18 protein-coding genes are annotated in these 16,712 nt (G+C 70.3%); 4 read left to right on the top strand and 14 right to left on the bottom strand.

The window, feature by feature from the left end; genetic code table 11:
- Positions 1-25: 25 nt before the first annotated feature.
- The 8 genes from ACGFY5_RS32080 to ACGFY5_RS32115 are packed head-to-tail and all read right to left on the bottom strand — an operon-like array spanning position 26 to position 8,152.
- Positions 26-1,687 carry an NADH-quinone oxidoreductase subunit N gene (locus ACGFY5_RS32080; RefSeq protein WP_392725733.1) on the bottom strand — a complete coding sequence of 554 codons (1,662 nt, stop codon included), beginning with the start codon at positions 1,685-1,687 and terminating at the stop codon, positions 26-28.
- Positions 1,684-3,156: a NuoM family protein gene (locus ACGFY5_RS32085; protein WP_392725736.1), complete on the bottom strand. Its 1,473-nt coding sequence runs from the start codon at positions 3,154-3,156 to the stop codon at positions 1,684-1,686. The genes ACGFY5_RS32080 and ACGFY5_RS32085 overlap by 4 nt, the downstream gene beginning before the upstream one ends.
- On the bottom strand, positions 3,153-5,060 hold the full coding sequence (locus ACGFY5_RS32090) for an NADH-quinone oxidoreductase subunit L (RefSeq protein WP_392725738.1): 1,908 nt from the start codon (positions 5,058-5,060) through the stop codon (positions 3,153-3,155). Before ACGFY5_RS32090 ends, ACGFY5_RS32085 begins: the two co-directional genes overlap by 4 nt.
- Positions 5,057-5,407, bottom strand: coding sequence for an NADH-quinone oxidoreductase subunit NuoK (nuoK, locus tag ACGFY5_RS32095; RefSeq protein ID WP_392725740.1), 351 nt, complete (start codon positions 5,405-5,407; stop codon positions 5,057-5,059). Before nuoK ends, ACGFY5_RS32090 begins: the two co-directional genes overlap by 4 nt.
- Positions 5,407-5,910 carry an NADH-quinone oxidoreductase subunit J gene (locus ACGFY5_RS32100; protein ID WP_392725741.1) on the bottom strand — a complete coding sequence of 168 codons (504 nt, stop codon included), beginning with the start codon at positions 5,908-5,910 and terminating at the stop codon, positions 5,407-5,409. The genes nuoK and ACGFY5_RS32100 overlap by 1 nt, the downstream gene beginning before the upstream one ends.
- Before the next feature lie 49 nt (positions 5,911-5,959).
- Positions 5,960-6,520 carry a NuoI/complex I 23 kDa subunit family protein gene (locus ACGFY5_RS32105; protein ID WP_392725744.1) on the bottom strand — a complete coding sequence of 187 codons (561 nt, stop codon included), beginning with the start codon at positions 6,518-6,520 and terminating at the stop codon, positions 5,960-5,962.
- 10 nt (positions 6,521-6,530) lie between these two features.
- Positions 6,531-7,493 (bottom strand): NADH-quinone oxidoreductase subunit H, encoded by a 963-nt coding sequence (locus tag ACGFY5_RS32110; protein ID WP_392725747.1) that lies wholly within the window; start codon positions 7,491-7,493, stop codon positions 6,531-6,533.
- Entirely contained in the window at positions 7,493-8,152 is a 660-nt protein-coding gene (locus ACGFY5_RS32115) for an NADH-quinone oxidoreductase subunit C (protein ID WP_392725750.1), read from the bottom strand. Before ACGFY5_RS32115 ends, ACGFY5_RS32110 begins: the two co-directional genes overlap by 1 nt.
- 75 nt (positions 8,153-8,227) lie before the next feature.
- On the opposite strand from ACGFY5_RS32115, the gene ACGFY5_RS32120 reads away from it, so the two are divergent.
- Both ACGFY5_RS32120 and ACGFY5_RS32125 read left to right on the top strand, forming a co-directional pair.
- Positions 8,228-8,803, top strand: a complete 576-nt coding sequence (locus ACGFY5_RS32120; protein ID WP_392725751.1) for a TetR/AcrR family transcriptional regulator — start codon at positions 8,228-8,230, stop codon at positions 8,801-8,803.
- A 10-nt stretch (positions 8,804-8,813) separates the two neighbouring features.
- Positions 8,814-10,016: a Cmx/CmrA family chloramphenicol efflux MFS transporter gene (locus ACGFY5_RS32125; protein WP_392725754.1), complete on the top strand. Its 1,203-nt coding sequence runs from the start codon at positions 8,814-8,816 to the stop codon at positions 10,014-10,016.
- Here the strand turns inward: ACGFY5_RS32125 and ACGFY5_RS32130 are convergent.
- The gene (locus ACGFY5_RS32130) at positions 9,957-10,508 is read right to left on the bottom strand and encodes an NADH-quinone oxidoreductase subunit B (protein ID WP_392725757.1); all 552 of its coding nucleotides are present in this window, start codon (positions 10,506-10,508) and stop codon (positions 9,957-9,959) included. The genes ACGFY5_RS32125 and ACGFY5_RS32130 overlap by 60 nt on opposite strands.
- A 71-nt stretch (positions 10,509-10,579) precedes the next feature.
- On the opposite strand from ACGFY5_RS32130, the gene ACGFY5_RS32135 reads away from it, so the two are divergent.
- Positions 10,580-11,515 carry an aldo/keto reductase gene (locus tag ACGFY5_RS32135; RefSeq protein ID WP_392725759.1) on the top strand — a complete coding sequence of 312 codons (936 nt, stop codon included), beginning with the start codon at positions 10,580-10,582 and terminating at the stop codon, positions 11,513-11,515.
- Positions 11,515-12,090, top strand: a complete 576-nt coding sequence (locus ACGFY5_RS32140; protein ID WP_392725762.1) for a TetR family transcriptional regulator — start codon at positions 11,515-11,517, stop codon at positions 12,088-12,090. The genes ACGFY5_RS32135 and ACGFY5_RS32140 overlap by 1 nt, the downstream gene beginning before the upstream one ends.
- Before the next feature lie 46 nt (positions 12,091-12,136).
- On the opposite strand, the gene ACGFY5_RS32145 is transcribed toward ACGFY5_RS32140, so the two are convergent.
- The 5 genes from ACGFY5_RS32145 to ACGFY5_RS32165 are packed head-to-tail and all read right to left on the bottom strand — an operon-like array spanning position 12,137 to position 16,566.
- Complete coding sequence (locus tag ACGFY5_RS32145) at positions 12,137-13,126, bottom strand: aldo/keto reductase (protein ID WP_392725765.1); 990 nt, start codon at positions 13,124-13,126, stop codon at positions 12,137-12,139.
- Positions 13,127-13,163: 37 nt separating this feature from the next.
- Positions 13,164-14,312 carry an OmpA family protein gene (locus tag ACGFY5_RS32150; RefSeq protein ID WP_392725768.1) on the bottom strand — a complete coding sequence of 383 codons (1,149 nt, stop codon included), beginning with the start codon at positions 14,310-14,312 and terminating at the stop codon, positions 13,164-13,166.
- A 9-nt stretch (positions 14,313-14,321) separates the two neighbouring features.
- A complete protein-coding gene (locus ACGFY5_RS32155) occupies positions 14,322-15,332 on the bottom strand; it encodes a hypothetical protein (RefSeq protein WP_392725771.1) in 1,011 nt (336 codons plus the stop codon).
- Complete coding sequence (locus ACGFY5_RS32160) at positions 15,329-15,907, bottom strand: hypothetical protein (RefSeq protein WP_392725774.1); 579 nt, start codon at positions 15,905-15,907, stop codon at positions 15,329-15,331. Before ACGFY5_RS32160 ends, ACGFY5_RS32155 begins: the two co-directional genes overlap by 4 nt.
- A complete protein-coding gene (locus ACGFY5_RS32165) occupies positions 15,904-16,566 on the bottom strand; it encodes a hypothetical protein (RefSeq protein WP_392725777.1) in 663 nt (220 codons plus the stop codon). The genes ACGFY5_RS32160 and ACGFY5_RS32165 overlap by 4 nt, the downstream gene beginning before the upstream one ends.
- Positions 16,567-16,712 lie beyond the last annotated feature (146 nt).

Genomic DNA, 16,712 nt, shown 5'->3' on the forward strand with positions numbered 1-16,712 from the left:
CCAGCTCACACCCGACTACGGCGCGTCACGCCAGCGCGTTCGCGACCCGCTCAGCGACGTCGAACACCCACTGCGGCCACGCTCCGAGCGTCACACCCGCCGTCGCCGTCAACACCACCGTTGCTCCAACAACCGCTGTCGACGCCCGGCCGCTGCCCGCCGGTAGCTCGGTGACCGCGGCCGCGGCAACCGCCGGCTCGAGCGCGGGCGCGGACGCCACGGGCGCGGGCTCCGCGGGTGGCGCGAAGCAGGCTGTGGCTGCGCGGGCGTAGTAGGCGAGGCCGATGACCGCGTTGAGGGCGATCACGACGGCGAGCCAGCCCGCTGAGCCGTCGAGCGCGGCCTTGATCACGACGACCTTCGCGAACAGCCCGGCGAGGCCCGGCGGCAACCCGGCCAGCCCGGCCAGGCCCAGGACGAACGCGGCAGTGGCCCACGGAGCTCGCCGAGCGGATCCGGCGAGATCGTCGAGCGTCCCGCCGTCCCCGGCGCTCCGCAGCGCGACGACAGCGGCGAACACCCCGACGCTGGCCACGAGGTACAGCGCAGTGAACCCGGCCAGCCCGGCGATCGCGTCCCGGAGTTCGTCCCCCCGCGCAACGGCCAGCGGCGCCAGTAGATACCCGGTCTGCGCCACCGACGACCACGCCAACAGCCGCAGCAACCGGCGCTGCCGCAGCGCGACCAGGTTGCCGACCGTCATCGTGCCCACCGCGACGACCGCCAGCACCGGCCCCACGACGTCGAGCATCGGACGCAGCGCGATACCGACGGTCACCACGACCGCGATCGCCCCACCGAGCTTCGACGCGGTGCCGAGCCACGCGGCGATCGGCAGCGGCGCGCCGTCGTACGTGGCCGGCGCCCAGGCGTGGAACGGCGCGGCCGCGAGCTTGAACAGCAGCCCGGCGAGCACGAGCAGCGCCGCCGCGCCAACCAGCGGCAGGTCGCGGGCGTCGGGTCGGGCCGCCAGCGCCGCCGCGACCCGGTCCAGGTGCACGGCCCCGACGATGCCGTAGAGCAGCCCGATGCCGAGCAGCGTGAGCGTCGTCGCAACCACCGACGTGACGAAGAACGTCACCGCGGCCTCCGCCGACGCCGGGCGCCGCACCAGCCCCACCAGGACGTAGACCGGAAGCGTCAGCGTCTCGACCGCGACGAGCAGCGTCAGCAGGTCACGGGCCGACGCGAGGACGACGAGCCCGGCCAGCGAGCAGAGCAGCAGGAACACGTACTCGCCGGGAGGCACCGTGTTGTCGCGGACGATCGGCACCGACATCCCGAGCACGACCAGCGCGAGCGCACACCCGAACACGGTCACCGCGACCGACGCGGAGTCCACCACGAACGAACACGACGGCGAAACGGACACCCCGCCAGGCAACACACCCCCAGGCGTACAGAACGTCCCCCGCCGCCCGGTTCCGACCACCAAGGCGGCAACGATCGCAGCAACAGGCCCGAGCGCCCCGACTCCGAGCAGCAAGGCACCGCGTCCCCACCGGGAGCGGTCCCGTTCCGACGCCCCGGAGCCCGCCGGAACGGGACCGCTCGGCGGGCGCCCACCAGCCGCAGGGCGCCGCTCGCCCGGCGTGAGCACCAGATCCACGAGCAGCGCCAGCACCGCGGCTGCCACGATCGCGTACACCGGCGCCAACGCGGCATGGTCCACACTTTGGACGGTCACGGATTGACCACCGCCACGAGAGCCTCGACCGGGGCGACCGTCAGCGACAGCAGCAGATCCGGCGCCAACCCGAACGCCAGCGCCAGCACGATCAGCGGTGTCCACGCGACCGCCTCGGCGGCGTCGATCCGCCGTACGTCGGCAACGACGGCGGACCCCAGTGGGCCCACCGTCGTCCGCCGCAGAAGGCGCAGGAAGTACGCGGCGGCCAGCGCCGCACCCAGCGCAGCCACGACGGCGAGTGCGGTGAAGAACCCACCCCGCGCAAGCGCGCCGACCACAGCGAACGCTTCACCCCAGAACCCGGCGAGCCCTGGCAACCCCAGACTGCCGACCGCCGCGAACGCGAGCACCCCGGCGAGCGCCGGGAACACGGTCGCGATGCCACCCAGCCGGTCGAGGTCACCGGTCCCGTACCGGTCCTTCACGGCCCCGACGAGGAAGAACAACAACCCGGTGAGGACGCCGTGCGCGATGTTGCCGAACAGCGCCGCCTGGATCCCCGGGACGCTCAGCGTGGCGATACCGAGCAGCACGAACCCCATGTGCCCCACCGACGAGTACGCGATCAACCGCTTGAGCTCGACGGACGCAAGGCAGACGAGCCCCGCGACGACGATCGCCGCCACCGCGAGCACGCCGAGCGCCGGCGCGACCGCGCGCGCCCCCTCGGGCGCCGCCGGCAACGCGACCCGCACCAGCCCGTACGTACCCATCTTCAGCAGCACGGCGGCCAGCACCACCGACCCGACGGTCGGGGCCTCGGTGTGGGCGTCGGGCAGCCAACTGTGCAGCGGCCAGAGCGGACTCTTCACCGCGAACGCCACCAGCAGCACGACGAACACCGCGATCTGCCCGCGCTCGGACATCCGCGAGCCCGCCTCGGCCCATGCGGCCAGGTCAGCGGTGCCGCGACCGATCGTCGCCGCGATCACGCCCACGAGCAGGAGCACGGAACCGAACAGCGTGTAAAGCAGGAACTGCCGCGCGGCGGCCCGCCGACCCGCCCCGCCCCAGACCGCGATCACCGCGAACATCGGCAGCAGCGTGACCTCGAAGAATACGAAGAATACGACTGCATCCAGCGCCATGAATACGCCGAATACACCGCATTCCAAGACGCTGAGCAGGGCCAGAAGTTTGCGCGGATTCCCCGGCGATGGGGTGTGCCGGAGTGAATACAGGGCGCACAACAGGAAGGTGAGCCCCGTCAGCGCGATCAGCGGCCACGAAATCCCGTCCACACCCAGGTGCAGGCGCACGTCCAGGCTCGGTATCCAGGCGACGTCCACCTCGTGCCACGTGCCGGGGGAACGGCCGCTCAGCAGCACCAGCGCGAGCGCGAACACCACCGCGCTGAGCGCCACGGCGAACCATCCGGCCGCCCGCTCCGCACGTGCGGGCCACAGCGCCAGCGCGACCGCACCCAGCGCCGGGAGGACCAGCACCGCCACCAGCACCGTGCTCACCAGCGGCTCCCCACCACTGCGAGAACGGCCAGCAGCACGCCCCCGGCCAGCGCTGTGGTCACGTATCCGCCCAGGCCACGGGCGTGGGTACCAGCAAGCGCCCGCCCGAGTCGCACCACACCCCGGCCAGTGCCCAGCACCGCTCCCCCGACCACGCGGGCGTCCAGACTCCGCACCACACCGGCCAGCACCGTCACCGGCCGCACCACCAGCGCACGCTGGACGGCGTCCAGGCCGAAGCCGGTCGCGTACAGCTCGGCGCCGGGCAGCGCGGGATCTCTCCGCCGCCACCGCCACCACGTCGCGCCGGCGCCCAGCAGCGTGAGCGCGGTCGCCCCGATCGCCAGCACGGGGTGCAGCGTGAACGCGCCGGGTGCCGTCAGCTGCGCCAGCTGGTCGCTCGCGACGTAGCCGAACCAGCCCACGTCGTCGGGCACGGTCCAGAGCACGACCACACCGCCCAGCGCCGCCGGCACCGCGAGCAGCACCACCGGCCAGCGCATCAGCGCCGGTGGGTCGTGCGGCGGCTCGCTGCCCTGGTACAGGCCGAAGAACGTACGCAGCCAGAGCCGCATCGCGTACGCGCCGGTGAGCGCCGCGGTGAGCAGCCCCGCGACCAGCACGACCCCGCCCACCCACGGCTCGACCCCGCCGTGCCCGGACGCGGCCTCCTCCGCCGCGCCCAGCACGCCCTCCTTCGTCCAGAAGCCGGAGAACGGCGGGATGCCGGCGAGCGCGGCGAGGCCGATCGTCGTCGCCCAGAACGTCACCGGCATGGTTCTGCGCAGGCCACCCATCGAGCCCATCGAGTTCGACACGACCGCGTGGATCACCGCCCCGGCTGCGAGGAACAGCAGCGCCTTGAACGCGGCGTGCGTGAGCAGGTGGTGCAGCGCGGCGCCGGAGCGTCCGACGGCGAGCGCCCCGCTCATGTACGCGAGCTGGCTCACGGTGGACCAGGCCAGTACGCGTTTGAGGTCGTCCTGGGCGAGCGCGGCGAACGCTGCCAGCACCATCGTCACCGCTGCGATCAGACCCAGTACCGCGAGCGCGTTGGGCGTCGCCGTATACAGCGGGTACAGCCGGAACACGACGTAGATGCCGGCCGCGACCATCGTCGCCGCGTGGATCAGCGCGCTGATCGGCGTCGGGCCGGCCATCGCGTCGGGGAGCCAGGTGTGCAGCGGGAACTGCGCCGACTTGCCGGCGACGCCCGCGAGCAGCAACAGGCACGCGGCGAGCAGCGTGCCCCGGCTGTAGTCGGCGCTCAGCACGTCGGCGATCCGGAACGAGCCGGCCCCGACGCCGAGCAGCACGATGCCGAGCAGGAATCCGACGTCACCGACGCGGGTGACCAGGAACGCCTTGACCGCTGCGCCCGGCGCTTCGGGCAGGCTGCGGTCGTGGCCGATCAGCAGGTACGAGCAGAGGCCCATGACCTCCCAGCCGACCAGCAGGAGGAACAGGTCGCCGCTGACGACGACCAGCAGCATCGCGGCGGTGAACAGTGACACCTGGGCGGCGTAGGGGCCGTACCGGTCGTCGTCGTGCAGGTAGGCGATCGAGTAGACCTGCACGGCGAGCGCGACCAGGCAGACCATGATCGCGACCACCGCCGCCGCGGTGTCGATGCGGACCGCGAGGTCCACGTGGAGCGGGCCGAAGTCGGCGAGGCGGGTCGAGGCGTCAGAGGTCGCGATGTAATCGGCATAGCGCCGGGGCATCGCATTGGTGCTGACGACGCGCCACCAGAGCACGACAGCAGCGACCAGAGCCACCCCCGCGGTGGCCACCCCCAGCGCAGCAGCCCACCGCCGACGCGCCGGCGGCACCAGCAGCCCGAGCAACCCCGCCCCGCCCGGCAGCACCGGCAGCGCCGCCGCGAGCGCCACGTTCGCGTTCACCGGCTCTCCCCCGCATCCGCCGCAGGCGCCGCTGCGGCTGCCGCGTCCGCCGGGGCGTCGACGTGGTCGACAGCTACCGTCTGGCGCAGCCGGTAGAGCTGCAGGATCAACGCCAGGCCGACGCCGACCTCCGCCGCCGCGAGCACGATCACGAACAGCGCGAACACGCTCCCGGACCGCGGCACGCCAACCGTCGAGACGTCCGCGGTGACCAGGATCAGGTTCACGGCGTTGAGCAGCAGCTCGACTGCCATCAGCAGCAGGATCAGGTTGCGCCGGACCAGCACCCCGTAGAGACCGATCCCGAACAGCACCGCCGCGAGCAGGTAGGGCACTACCGGATGCATCAGGCGCGCTCCTTCCGCGCCGACACCACGATCGCGCCGACGAGCGCGGCCAGCAACAACACCGACAGCACCTCGAACGGCAAGACCCACTGCCGGAAGATCTCGGTACCCACCTGCTCGGCGGTACCGGCCGGAACGTCGTCCAGATCGATTGTGGACCAGCGGTAGGCGTCGATCAGCAGGACGATCAGCGCGGCAGCGGACCCGCCACCCACCAGGAACGCGGGCCACCGGGCGCGGTCGAGATCGGGGCTGGCGCCGATCGGCGCCCGGGTGAGCATCACCGCGAACAGCAACAACACGACGACCGCGCCGACGTAGACGAGCATCTGCACCCACGCGACGAGTTCCGCGGTGAGCACCAGGTAGACGCCGGCCAGCCCGCCGAGCGTGACCACCAGCCACAGACCGGCACGAACCACGTGCGTGGTGGTGACCACCGCCAGCGCAGCGCCCACCACGACGACGCCGAGCGCCGCGACGAGCCAGTCGGTCAGGGTCACCGGGGCATCCTGTCAGGCCCCACCGACAGGCGGGTGGTCAAAACTCCGGTCACTGCTCTTCGCGGATCTCTGATGCCTCATCGCGCGCGGCGTCGGCGGCGCGCTGGGCGGCCACCGCGCGGTCGGCAGCGACGACCTCCTTGGCCGGCTCGCCGAGCGGGTCGTGCGCCGGCGGCGGCGGCACCGTCCACATCCACTCGCGGAGGCGATCGGACTCGTGCAGCAGGTCCTTGATGTCGTACTCGGAGAACTCGAACTCCGGCGACCAGTACAGCGCGTCGAACGGACACACCTCGATGCAGATGCCGCACCACATGCAGAGCGAGAAGTCGATAGCGAACCGGTCGAGCATGTTGCGCTGCCGGGCCCGTGCGGCGCCGGGCGTCTCGACGGTCTCCTTGTGACTGTCGATGTAGATGCACCAGTCCGGGCACTCCCGGGCGCAGAGCATGCACACCGTGCAGTTCTCTTCCAGCAGCGCGATCACTCCGCGGCTGCGTGGCGGCAGGTCGGGCTTCACGTCCGGGTACTGATGGGTGTGGGCGCGCCGGGACAGCGTCCGCAGCGTCACCGCCAGACCCTTCGCCAGCCCTGCTCCCGGAACACCCATGCGCCGCATCCTAGAGCGCCACCTTCACGACGGCGGTGAGAACGAGTTGGGCGAGGGCGAGCGGGACGAGTACCAGCCAGCAGAAGCGCTGGAGCTGGTCCTCGCGCAGGCGCGGGAACGACACCCGCACCCAGATGACGACGAACGCGATCGCGAACACCTTGAGCAGCGTCCAGAGCCACCCGAAGTGGGCGTCGTCGAACGGGCCGCGCCAGCCGCCGAGGAACAGCACGGTCGTCAGACCGGAGATGACGACGATGCCCGCGTACTCGGCGAGCAGGAAGAACGCGAACCGCAGACCGGTGTACTCGGTGAAGTAGCCGGCGACGAGCTCGGACTCGGCGATCGGCATGTCGAACGGCGGGCGGCGGATCTCGGCCAGGCCCGCGACGAAGAACACGAACGCGGCCGGTGCCTGCCAGAGCAGCCACAGGGGATGCCAGGCGTCGACGATGCCCGGCAGGCTCAGCGTCCCGGCGGCCATTGCGACGCTCGCGGCCGAGAGCACGAACGGCAGCTCGTAGCCGAGCAGCTGGGCGGCACCGCGGACGCCCCCGAGCAGCGCGTATTTGTTCGCCGACGACCAGGCAGCCATCAGCACACCGACCACACCGACGCCGACGACCGCCAGCACCAGGAACAGCCCGATCTCCAGCGGCTGCGCGACCAGGCCGTTCGGGCCCAGCGGCAGCACGAGGAAGACGAACAGGTACGGCAGCAGGCTCACCGCCGGCGCCAGCCGGAAGACCGGGCGATCGGCGTTCGCGGGAACGATCTCTTCTTTCTGGACGAACTTCACGCCGTCGGCGATCAGCTGCGCCCAGCCGTGGAACGCGCCCGCGTACATCGGCCCCAGCCGGCCCTGCATGTGGGCCATCGCCTTGTGTTCGAGCTGCCCGACGAGCAACGGCAACGTGAGGAACGCCCCCAGCGCCGCCACGACCCGCAACACCAATTCCAACCAGGCAGGCATCATTCACTCCCGCCGTCGGGCTTCTCTTCCCTCGGCCGACGCGCAGCGCGAGCCGGCCGTTCGCGGCGACCGGCGGGTTCCGGCGGGAGTTTCCCCTTGTCGGGGCCCCACTCGTTCGGATCGGGGACGCCGGGCGGGCGGGCGCGGCGACGGCTGGGGGCGCCGGTGTCGCTCTCCCCCGGTTCCTTCGCGCCGGGCCACGCCTTGGCCACCCGGGCGGCGAGCACGAACTCCTTGCGCAGCGGATGGCCTTCGAACTCGTCCGGCAGCAGCAATTTGCCGGGGTTCGGATGCCCGGTGAACTCCACACCGAACATCTCCGCGGTCTCCCGCTCCGGCCACGAGGCGCCGGGGAACACACCGGTCAGCGTCGGCACCGTCGGCGTCTCGCGGGGCACGACGGTGCGCAGCAGAACGCCGAACCGCTCGGTCAGCGACCACAGGTGCACGACGACAGCGAACCCTTCGTCGCCCTCGTCGACACCGCTGAGCCAGTCGAAGTACTGCAGGTCCAGCGCATCGCGGGCAGTCCGCACGGTGTCGACCCACGACGCCACCGGCACCGTGGCGCACGGCCGCGCGAACGAGCCGCCGGCGGACACGGAGACGTCCGCACCGATCGCCTCGGCGAGCCTCGCCCCCACTTCCTCCGCCGTCACGAGCGCCGATCCTACGGGCAGCCCCCGTCAAGAATGTTTTAGACTGACCGTTCCAGATTCAGTTATCGTGTCCCCATGCCACGCCCGAAGGGGTTCGACCCGGCCGAGGCGCTCGACGCCGCCATGCAGGCGTTCTGCGCCCGCGGCTACGAAGCCACCTCCGCTGCGGACCTGTGCGAGTCGACCGGCCTCGGCCGTTCCAGCCTCTACAACGCGTTCGAGAGCAAAGAGGCGCTGTACTCCCAGTGCCTCGACCGGTTCGCCGAGCTCCAGACCCTCGGCCAGGCCCAGTTCCTCGACGGCCCCGGCACCGGCTACGACCGCATCCGCGCCGTGCTCATGGCCACGGTGGACGACGAGGACCGCCCGAACTCCACCGGTTGCCTGGTCACCCGCACCGCGGTGGAGCGCGACGACGAGGCCACGACCGAAACTGTCAGACGCCTGATGGACACTTTCGTCGCTCGGCTGACGGGCGTGATCACCGAAGGCCAGGCAGACGGCTCGATCACCACCCGGCAGAGCGCGCGGACGCTGGCCCGGTTCGTGCACGGCGCGATCAGCGGCCTACGCGTCCAGGGCCGGGCCGCGGCGCCGCGCGATCTCCTCGTCGACGTCGTCGACGTGACCTGCTCCGCGCTTCGCACGTGAGAGGACCGGAATGCCCGTCGTCGTCTACGTTCTCGGCCTGAGCATCTTCGGCCTCGGCACCACCGAGTTCATGATCGCCGGGCTCCTGCCGCTGATCGCCGACGACCTCGGGGTGAGCGTTCCGGCCGTCGGTGGCCTGATCTCCGCGTTCGCGATCGGCATGGTCGTCGGCGCACCCGCGCTGACCGCCGCCAGCCTCCGGCTTCCGCGCAAGACGACGCTGATCGCCGCACTGACCCTGTTCATCGCCGGGCAGGTACTGGGCGCACTCGCACCGACCTACGCGCTGCTGCTGGTCGCGCGTGTCGTCACCGCTGTCGCGACCGGGGCGTTCTGGGGTGTTGCGGCCGTGACAGCCGTGCGGGCGGTGACGCCCGACCGCACCTCCCGTGCGCTGTCGGTCCTGCTCAGCGGGTTGACGGTCGCGAACGTGGTCGGGGTGCCGGCCGGCACCTGGATCGGCCAGTGGCTCGGCTGGCGGGCGACGTTCTGGGCGGTGGCGATCGTCGCAGTCCTCTCGCTGGTCGGCGTCGTCGTCGCCGTGCCGCGCGACAGCCGCGAGACGGCCGTGCCGCGCCTGCGCGACGAACTCCGCACGTTCACCAGCGCGCGGCTCTGGGTCGCACTGACGACGATCGTGCTCTACGGCGGCGCGGTGTTCGGCATCTTCAGCTACGCGGCGCCGCTGATCACCGACGTCGCGGGAATGCGGGAGTCGGCGGTGCCCGCGATTCTGTTCCTGTTCGGACTCGGGGCGTTCTTCGGCAACGTGATCGGCGGGCGGGTCGCCGATCGCGGCATCCTGATGAACCTGCACATCTCGTTCGTCGCGCTGCTGGCCACGATGGTCGCGCTGGGCCTCGCCGCCGGGTCCGCGGTCGCCGTCGTCGCGCTGCTGTTCACGATGGGCGTCACCGGTTACTCGGCGGCGGCCGCGCTCAACGGCCGGGTGTTCCGGCTCGCCGAGGAGGCACCGACGCTGGCCAGTGCGGTGAACACGTCGGCGTTCAACGTCGGCAACACGATCGGACCGTGGCTCGGCGGCACCGCGATCGCGGCCGGCCTCGGCTTCCGCGCCCCGATCTGGGTCGGCGTGGCCCTCCTGCTCGGCGCTCTGACCCTCACCTTCGTCTCCCGCGCGATGGACGCGCGGCTACGGACGAACGAGCGGCGCGGTGAGCTCAGCGGCGCCGGGGCGGGCGCCACCCCGTAGCGAGACCGATTCGTCGGCGATCTTCTGCTGGAGCCGCAGGATGCCCTGCAGCAGCGCCTCCGGCCGCGGCGGGCAGCCCGGTACGTAGACGTCGACCGGAATGATCTGGTCGACGCCCTTCGTGACGCTGTACGAGTCCCAGTACGGCCCACCGCAGTTCGCGCACGACCCGAACGAGATCACGTACTTCGGCTCGGGCATCTGGTCGTAGAGCCGCCGCACGGCCGGCGCCATCTTGTCGGTGACAGTGCCCGACACCACCATCAGGTCGGCCTGGCGCGGCCCGTTCGCGAACGGGATGACACCGAACCGGATGAAGTCGTGCCGCGCCATCGACGTCGCGATGAACTCGATCGCGCAGCACGCCAGCCCGAAGTTGAACACCCAGAGCGAGTACTTCCGGCCCCAGTTCAGGACGAACTTGATCGGATCGGGCAGCGTCGGCCCCGCGCTGCGTTCCCGGCGTGCAGGCATCGGCAGGTCAGTGGCCATCGCACGAGACTACGACAGGCTTCAAGTTACAGAACTTGAAATCTGTAACCCACAGCCTCTACGGTGCCGCCATGAACCCACGAATCGGCCTCGGCTGCGAAGGACTCACCGGCAAGTCGGGCGAAAAGACGTCCGTCGCCACCCTCCACGCCGCCACGAACAGCGGAATCACCCTGTTGGACACCGGCGACTTCTACGGAATGGGAAGCAACGAAGCGTTCCTCGGCCGGCACCTCGGCGACCGCGAGAACACCGTCCTGAGTGTGAAGTTCGGCGGGCTGCGCGACCCGAACGGCAACTTCGTCGGCATCGAGGGCCGACCCGCGCACGTAAAGGCCTCACTCGCCTACTCGCTCCAGCGGCTGAACACCGACCACGTCGACGTCTACCGTCCCGCCCGGCTCGACCCCGCAGTGCCGATCGAGGACACCATCGGCGCGATCGCCGAGATGGTCCAGGCCGGTTACGTGCGCCGGATCGGCCTGTCCGAAGTGGGCGCCGAAACGATTCGCCGCGCCCACGCCGTGCACCCGATCGTGGACCTGCAGATCGAGTACTCGCTGTTCAGCCGCAGCATCGAGACGAACGGCATCCTCGAGACCTGCCGCGAGCTGGGCATCGGCATCACCGCGTACGGCGTGCTGGCCCACGGTCTGCTGACCGGCAGCTACCGGCCCACCGGGCAGCCGCCGTTCCACCTGCCGTGGTTCCACGAGGAGAACCTCGCCACGAACCTCGCGCTCGTCGACGCGCTCCGGACGATCGCCGACACCAAGGGCGTCTCGGTGGCGCAGCTCGCGATCGCGTGGGTGCTCGCGCAGGGCGAGGACATCGTCCCGCTCGTCGGCGCCAGCCGACCGGAGCGGATTCCCGAGGCGGTAGCCGCCGCGGAACTGCACCTGTCCGACGACGACCTGGCCGCGATCGCGGCAGCGGTGCCGCCGTCCGCCGTCGCCGGTACCCGTTACGCTGCTCCCCTGATGAGACTGCTTGATAGCGAGCGTTGATGCTGGATGCCGAGGCGATCCTCGCGGCGACCGAGGACGTCCTTCGCCGCTACGGACCGGCGAAGGCCACCGTCGTCGACGTCGCCCGCGCACTCGACGTGAGCCACGCCGCTGTCTACCGCCACTTCCCGTCGAAAGCGGCACTGCGCGAGGCCGTCATCCGGCGGTGGCTCGGACGCGGCCTCGAGCACCTGGTCGGCATCGCCGAGGATCCGCGGGTGCCGCCGCCGGCCCGGCTGCGCGCTTGGCTCGTCGCGATGAGTGCCGCGAAACAGGCGAAGGTCCGCGAGGAGCCGGAGCTGTTCGCCACGTACAAGCGGCTGGCGGAGGAGCACAGCGAGGTCGCCGCCGAGTTCGCCGGTGGCCTGATCGCGCAGCTTCGGACGATCGTCGACGACGGGATCGCCTCCGGCGACTTCTCCGCCCGGGACGGGGCGGCCACCACCCGCACGGTCTTCGAGGCGACAGCCCTGTTCCACTACCCGGCCTTCGCGGAGGCCTGGCTCGCGGACGACATCAACGCGCGGCTGGAGGCCGTCTGCGACGTCCTCCTGGACGGCCTCCGCGCGCGCTGAGCGTTGCACGCCTTGGTGGGTTATGACCCCCCAACGCGTGCAGGCCTCACCAGCGGTCGTGGACGTGCGGGCGGATCAGGCGGTCGTACACCTCGGCGACAGCGGCGTGGGCCTCCGACGGCAGCGGCGAAAGCTCGCCGACCGCGGCGTTGCCGCGCGCCTGCTCCGGGTTGCGCGCGCCCGGAATCACGGTGCTGACCTGCGGCTGGTCGATGATCCAGCGCAACGCGAGCTGCGCCGTGGTCCACCCCGAAGGAGCAATACCCTGCAACTCGCGAACCGCGTCCAGCCCGACCTCGAACGGCACACCCGAGAACGTCTCACCGACGTCGAACGACTCGCCGTGCCGGTTGAAGTTGCGGTGGTCGTTGGCCGCGAACTGCGTGTTCGCGTCGTACTTGCCCGACAGCAGCCCGCTCGCCAGCGGCACTCGCGCGATGATCCCGACGCCCGCCTCGGCCGCGGCCGGCAGCACCCGCTCGAGCGGCTTGAGCCGGAACGCGTTCAGGATGATCTGGACGGTGGCGACACCCGGCCGCGCGATCGCGGTGAGCGCCTCGTCGACGGTCTCCACGCTGACGCCGTACGCCGCGATCGCTTTCTCTTCGACCAGCGTGTCCAGCACCTCGAACACCCGGTCGTCGGAGTAGACCGGCGTCGGCGGGCAGTGCAACTGCACCAGGTCGAGCGTATCGACGCCGAGGTTCTGCCGTGACCTGTCGATCCACGCGCGCAGATTCGCCGCCGTGTACTCCTCGGGCACGAACGGGTCGGCCCGGCGGCCGGCCTTCGTGGCCACGGTGATGCCCGGAACTGCGGCGCCGCTTTCGAGGTACGAGCGGATCAGCCGCTCGCTGCGCCCGTCGCCGTAGACGTCGGCGGTGTCGAAGAACGTCACACCCGCGTCGGCCGCGGCCGCGAGGACGCCGATCGCGTCCTGCTCGTCGACGTCTCCCCAGTCGGCGCCCAGCTGCCAGCAGCCCAGTCCGACCACGCTGACGTTCCGTCCGGTACGCCCCAGCTTTCGACTCTCCATGACAGTGAGCGTAGTACCGCCCGACGCAGGCCCGCGCTCAGCAGGACCTGCCGTCGATCGCGATGATGACCTGCCGGTTCTGAACGGCCTTGGTCTCGATCAGGTTCCCGTTCTTGTCGGTGTCGGGGACGAACCCGTCGAAGTTGATGCCGACGCCGCGCGTCTCCAATGAGTCGGCGGGGACCCCCAGGTTGACCAAGCGGGCTTTCACCGCCTCGGCGCGTCGGAGCGACAGACCGGTTCGGTCCGGCACCGCGGTCGTGCCGGTCAGCGTCGCGGAGGCCGACTCCGCCTTGAGCTTCTCGGCGGTGGGGCGCAGTACGTCTTCGGCTGCGGCGTCGTCGCGGAAGGTTGCCTCGTCCGGGAGGAAGCCGATCTGGTCCTCGCGGACGCGAATGCACGGCAGCGGCACGGGCGGCTTGGGTTCCTCCACCGGAACCTCGGTAACGGCCGGTAGACCGCCCAACGGCGGGTTGTCGACAAGCTGCGCGGTGTCGATCTGAACTTTCGCGCCGCCGGCCTCCAGCACCGTCTGCCACAGCTTCTTCAGCGTGCTTCTCTTTCCTGCCGGCAGTGGTGTCTGCGGCTTGACGGTCGATCCGAGGCCGGTGAAGAGAACGTTCACGCCCTTCAACGAGTCCAGAGAGCCGGCCTTCTTGAGGGCGGTCGCGACCGCTTTCGGATCGGCGGCCATCGCGCCGGGGTCCTGCAACGGCATCTCTCCGGCCGTCTGGAGGCCGCTGTCCACGACGACGAGCTGCTTGGGGCCGCTCCCGGTGAAGGCGGACAGGTTATCCGCCGCGATGCCGATCGCCCCGAGTGTGTCCGCTTCGGGCGCCTCGGCCTTGGCGTCCTCGATAGCCCGAGCGATCGCCTGCGTCTGCTTCCCGACCTCGGTATCGCAGGCCTTCTTTGAGTCGCAGTCGTGCTCGATCTTCAGCTGACGGACCAGTTTCGGCTCACCGGACACCGCAACCAGGTAGACGGTGTCCTTACTCAAAATCGAGTCCTCGATGATGTCGACCACGCGTTTTGGCAGTACCGGGAGCGGCATGTTGCTCCGATTGCCGATCACTAGGGCGAGCGCACCGGGCTCGTGCGGAGCATCCGGCGCCTCGAAGCACCCGGTGAGAACCAGCACCCCGGCCGTCACCCATGCGGCAGACAGTAATCTTCGGCTGAACATGACCCACCGTCACTTGTCGTTGAGACCGAATATCTCGTCGGAATTCCGTGGATCGGGCCGGCTGCGGGCGAACGCCATCTTGACTTCCTGATTGAGGATTCCTTCGTGGACTTCGAGCCCCTCGTGCCGGAGGTCGCGGTCGTCGTCGTTGAACTTCTGCAGGGCGTCGAACTGCTCGAGCCGGCGTCGTTCCTCCGCTACCGCGATTCGATCCAGCGCCAGCTGCCGCATCAGCCGCTGTCGCCGACGGAGATAGGCCCGCAGCTCGCGGCCGCGGGGATCGGAAGTTCGATAGGCGTGCCACATCGCCAGCAGGCCGGTCATGAGGAAGAGCGAGACCAGGAGCACCGTGATGCCGATGTCACCGGCTCCGCTGGTGCTCACCGCGGATTCCTGATTGCCGAGCAGAGAACTCTTGCTACCACCCGACCCGGCATCGGAACCGTGCGACAACCGGATGTAGGCGATGGAGGTTCCGAGGGCCAGCCAGGCCACGACCAGCGCTCCCACCCACGCCCAGCTGCCGCCCTGCGAATCCTTGATCGACCTGGCGATCTGGCCGGCGACGTGCGGGCCCGTCACCGCACCGATCCCCAGTGCGACGACGAGGACGATGAGGAGCGCGCTGTCGCGCCCGAAGATCTCCACCAGGGTGTTCCAGAACCCGTAGGCGTCGGCGGCCGCCATGACCGCCAACAGCGGATAGATGACGATCGACGACGTCCAACGCCGCTCCACGCCGATGATCGGAGCGATGTCGTCCCGGGGGCTCTGGAACCGGAGACGCGAGGGGCCGTCCGGCTCGGCTGAGGGAGGTGCGTCGGTGGAGGACGCTCCCGGAGCGGGCGCGCCCGAGGTCGGCGTCTCCCTCGACGAGTCCGAGCGCCGTCCGGTGGCGTTGCCCTCGTCGCGAACCCGGCCCTGCGCTGCCCGGGGGTCAGTTTCGCGGCGCGCCCTCGCCCTGGGAATCGACTCCCCAGGCGCCCAGGCCGGGCGCCCGTCCGTCGGACCGTCACTCATCGCGGGTCTTCCTCACGTTGTTCTTCTTCGGTGGTGGCCGATCGTCCGGAGGCGGCGGGTTTCTCGGCGGATTCGGCCGGTCCGCCGTCCAGCCGGATCCACCGCTGCGCCTGCGGCCAGGCCGCGTGAACTGCACGAATCTGTTCCTCGACGTACATCAACTCGTCGCCGGTCGCCGCCAGCTGGTCTTCCCGACGACGTAGCCGATAGCTCTGTTCGAGGCGCGCACGCTGGATGGACATGCGCGCTCGCAGGTGGTCGCCGTCGATGGAGTTCGCGAGGTGCCGGCTCCACAGCTGGATCGTCGGCTCGAACACCGGGAGGTGATAGGTGTCGATCGCGTCCTTCGTCAGCAGCTCCGCCACCAGGCTGCTGATCACGGCGCTGGAGTGGTTGAGCTTCGGCACCAGAACCCCCGACTCGTGCGTGAGGTGATCGAGCCCGGCTATGTCCCCGACACTCTCGGGAGCGGGCTCCGGTGGGCGGTCGGGGAACAGGTAGTTCAGCCAGCGCCGCAACCCGCCGGTCAGGTCCCGCCGGATCGTTCCCCGCCAGGACCGCGGATACGTCGTCACGCGCCGTCTCCCATGGTCCGCTTGAGGTCAGTCAGCCAGTCCGGCTTCGGCGGATCGGAGGTGTCGAGTTGGTGAGCGAGCATCAGGCCATCCGGATGCCGAGCGATCAGAGCGTGGTCATACGCGGCGCGCCGAGCGCGGAATAGCTGGTACTGCCGCTCGGCGTCCCGCACGGTTTCGGCACCGAGCTTGCCCAACTCGGCGGATCGAGCAGCCTTCGCTCCATCGTGTTTCTTGAGCGCCTGCTGTAAGCGGTCCCGTTCGTTCAGAAGTGCGCTCCGGTTCCGGTCACGACGACGTCGGTAGCGGTCCCTGACCACGTCTTCCGGCGTGTTGCGGTCACGCCATCCACGCTCGTCGGACCAGTTCGTCGACCGGGACCGGTCAGCCGCCTCGCGGTCGATCTCCGCCTGTACCTCTTTCAGATCCTGCTCGATCGCGGCCCGCTCATCCGACGAGACCGAGAAGCGCTGCTCGATGTCGATGCGTCGCGTGTCCCACGTCGCCCTCAACCCGGCGCATTCCTCGTACAACGCGTGGACCAGAAACGCCCGGGCAGGCGTTGTCACGGCCGAATCCGACACCGTGAGATCAGGAACGCCGTAACGCCCGTCCGTCCGGCCGAGGCGTTTCAAGGCTTTGACCTCCGCCTCGGGCAAGGTCGCGGAATTCCCGGACGGTGGCACGCGGAAGACCCCCGATCACAGACGTACCGACAACGACCTTCGATGTTCTCGCCGGAAAAGTGACGGACAGTTCCCCACACCGTCCGCGCCTGGCACCCCCGCCATTCTGTCCGTCAAAA

Origin of the sequence: Cryptosporangium sp. NPDC048952 (assembly GCF_043197895.1) — a bacterium.
Classification (GTDB): Bacteria; Actinomycetota; Actinomycetes; order Mycobacteriales; family Cryptosporangiaceae; genus Cryptosporangium.

Excerpts from the sequence above, each read along its gene's own strand:
- nuoK (WP_392725740.1), bottom strand. The coding sequence starts at position 5,407 with ATGCATCCGGTAGTGCCCTACCTGCTCGCGGCGGTGCTGTTCGGGATC.
- ACGFY5_RS32105 (WP_392725744.1), bottom strand. The coding sequence starts at position 6,520 with ATGGGTGTTCCGGGAGCAGGGCTGGCGAAGGGTCTGGCGGTGACGCTG.
- ACGFY5_RS32110 (WP_392725747.1), bottom strand. The coding sequence starts at position 7,493 with ATGCCTGCCTGGTTGGAATTGGTGTTGCGGGTCGTGGCGGCGCTGGGG.
- ACGFY5_RS32120 (WP_392725751.1), top strand. The coding sequence starts at position 8,228 with ATGCCACGCCCGAAGGGGTTCGACCCGGCCGAGGCGCTCGACGCCGCC.
- ACGFY5_RS32125 (WP_392725754.1), top strand. The coding sequence starts at position 8,814 with ATGCCCGTCGTCGTCTACGTTCTCGGCCTGAGCATCTTCGGCCTCGGC.
- ACGFY5_RS32130 (WP_392725757.1), bottom strand. The coding sequence starts at position 10,508 with ATGGCCACTGACCTGCCGATGCCTGCACGCCGGGAACGCAGCGCGGGG.
- ACGFY5_RS32135 (WP_392725759.1), top strand. The coding sequence starts at position 10,580 with ATGAACCCACGAATCGGCCTCGGCTGCGAAGGACTCACCGGCAAGTCG.
- ACGFY5_RS32140 (WP_392725762.1), top strand. The coding sequence starts at position 11,515 with ATGCTGGATGCCGAGGCGATCCTCGCGGCGACCGAGGACGTCCTTCGC.
- ACGFY5_RS32145 (WP_392725765.1), bottom strand. The coding sequence starts at position 13,126 with ATGGAGAGTCGAAAGCTGGGGCGTACCGGACGGAACGTCAGCGTGGTC.
- ACGFY5_RS32150 (WP_392725768.1), bottom strand. The coding sequence starts at position 14,312 with ATGTTCAGCCGAAGATTACTGTCTGCCGCATGGGTGACGGCCGGGGTG.
- ACGFY5_RS32155 (WP_392725771.1), bottom strand. The coding sequence starts at position 15,332 with ATGAGTGACGGTCCGACGGACGGGCGCCCGGCCTGGGCGCCTGGGGAG.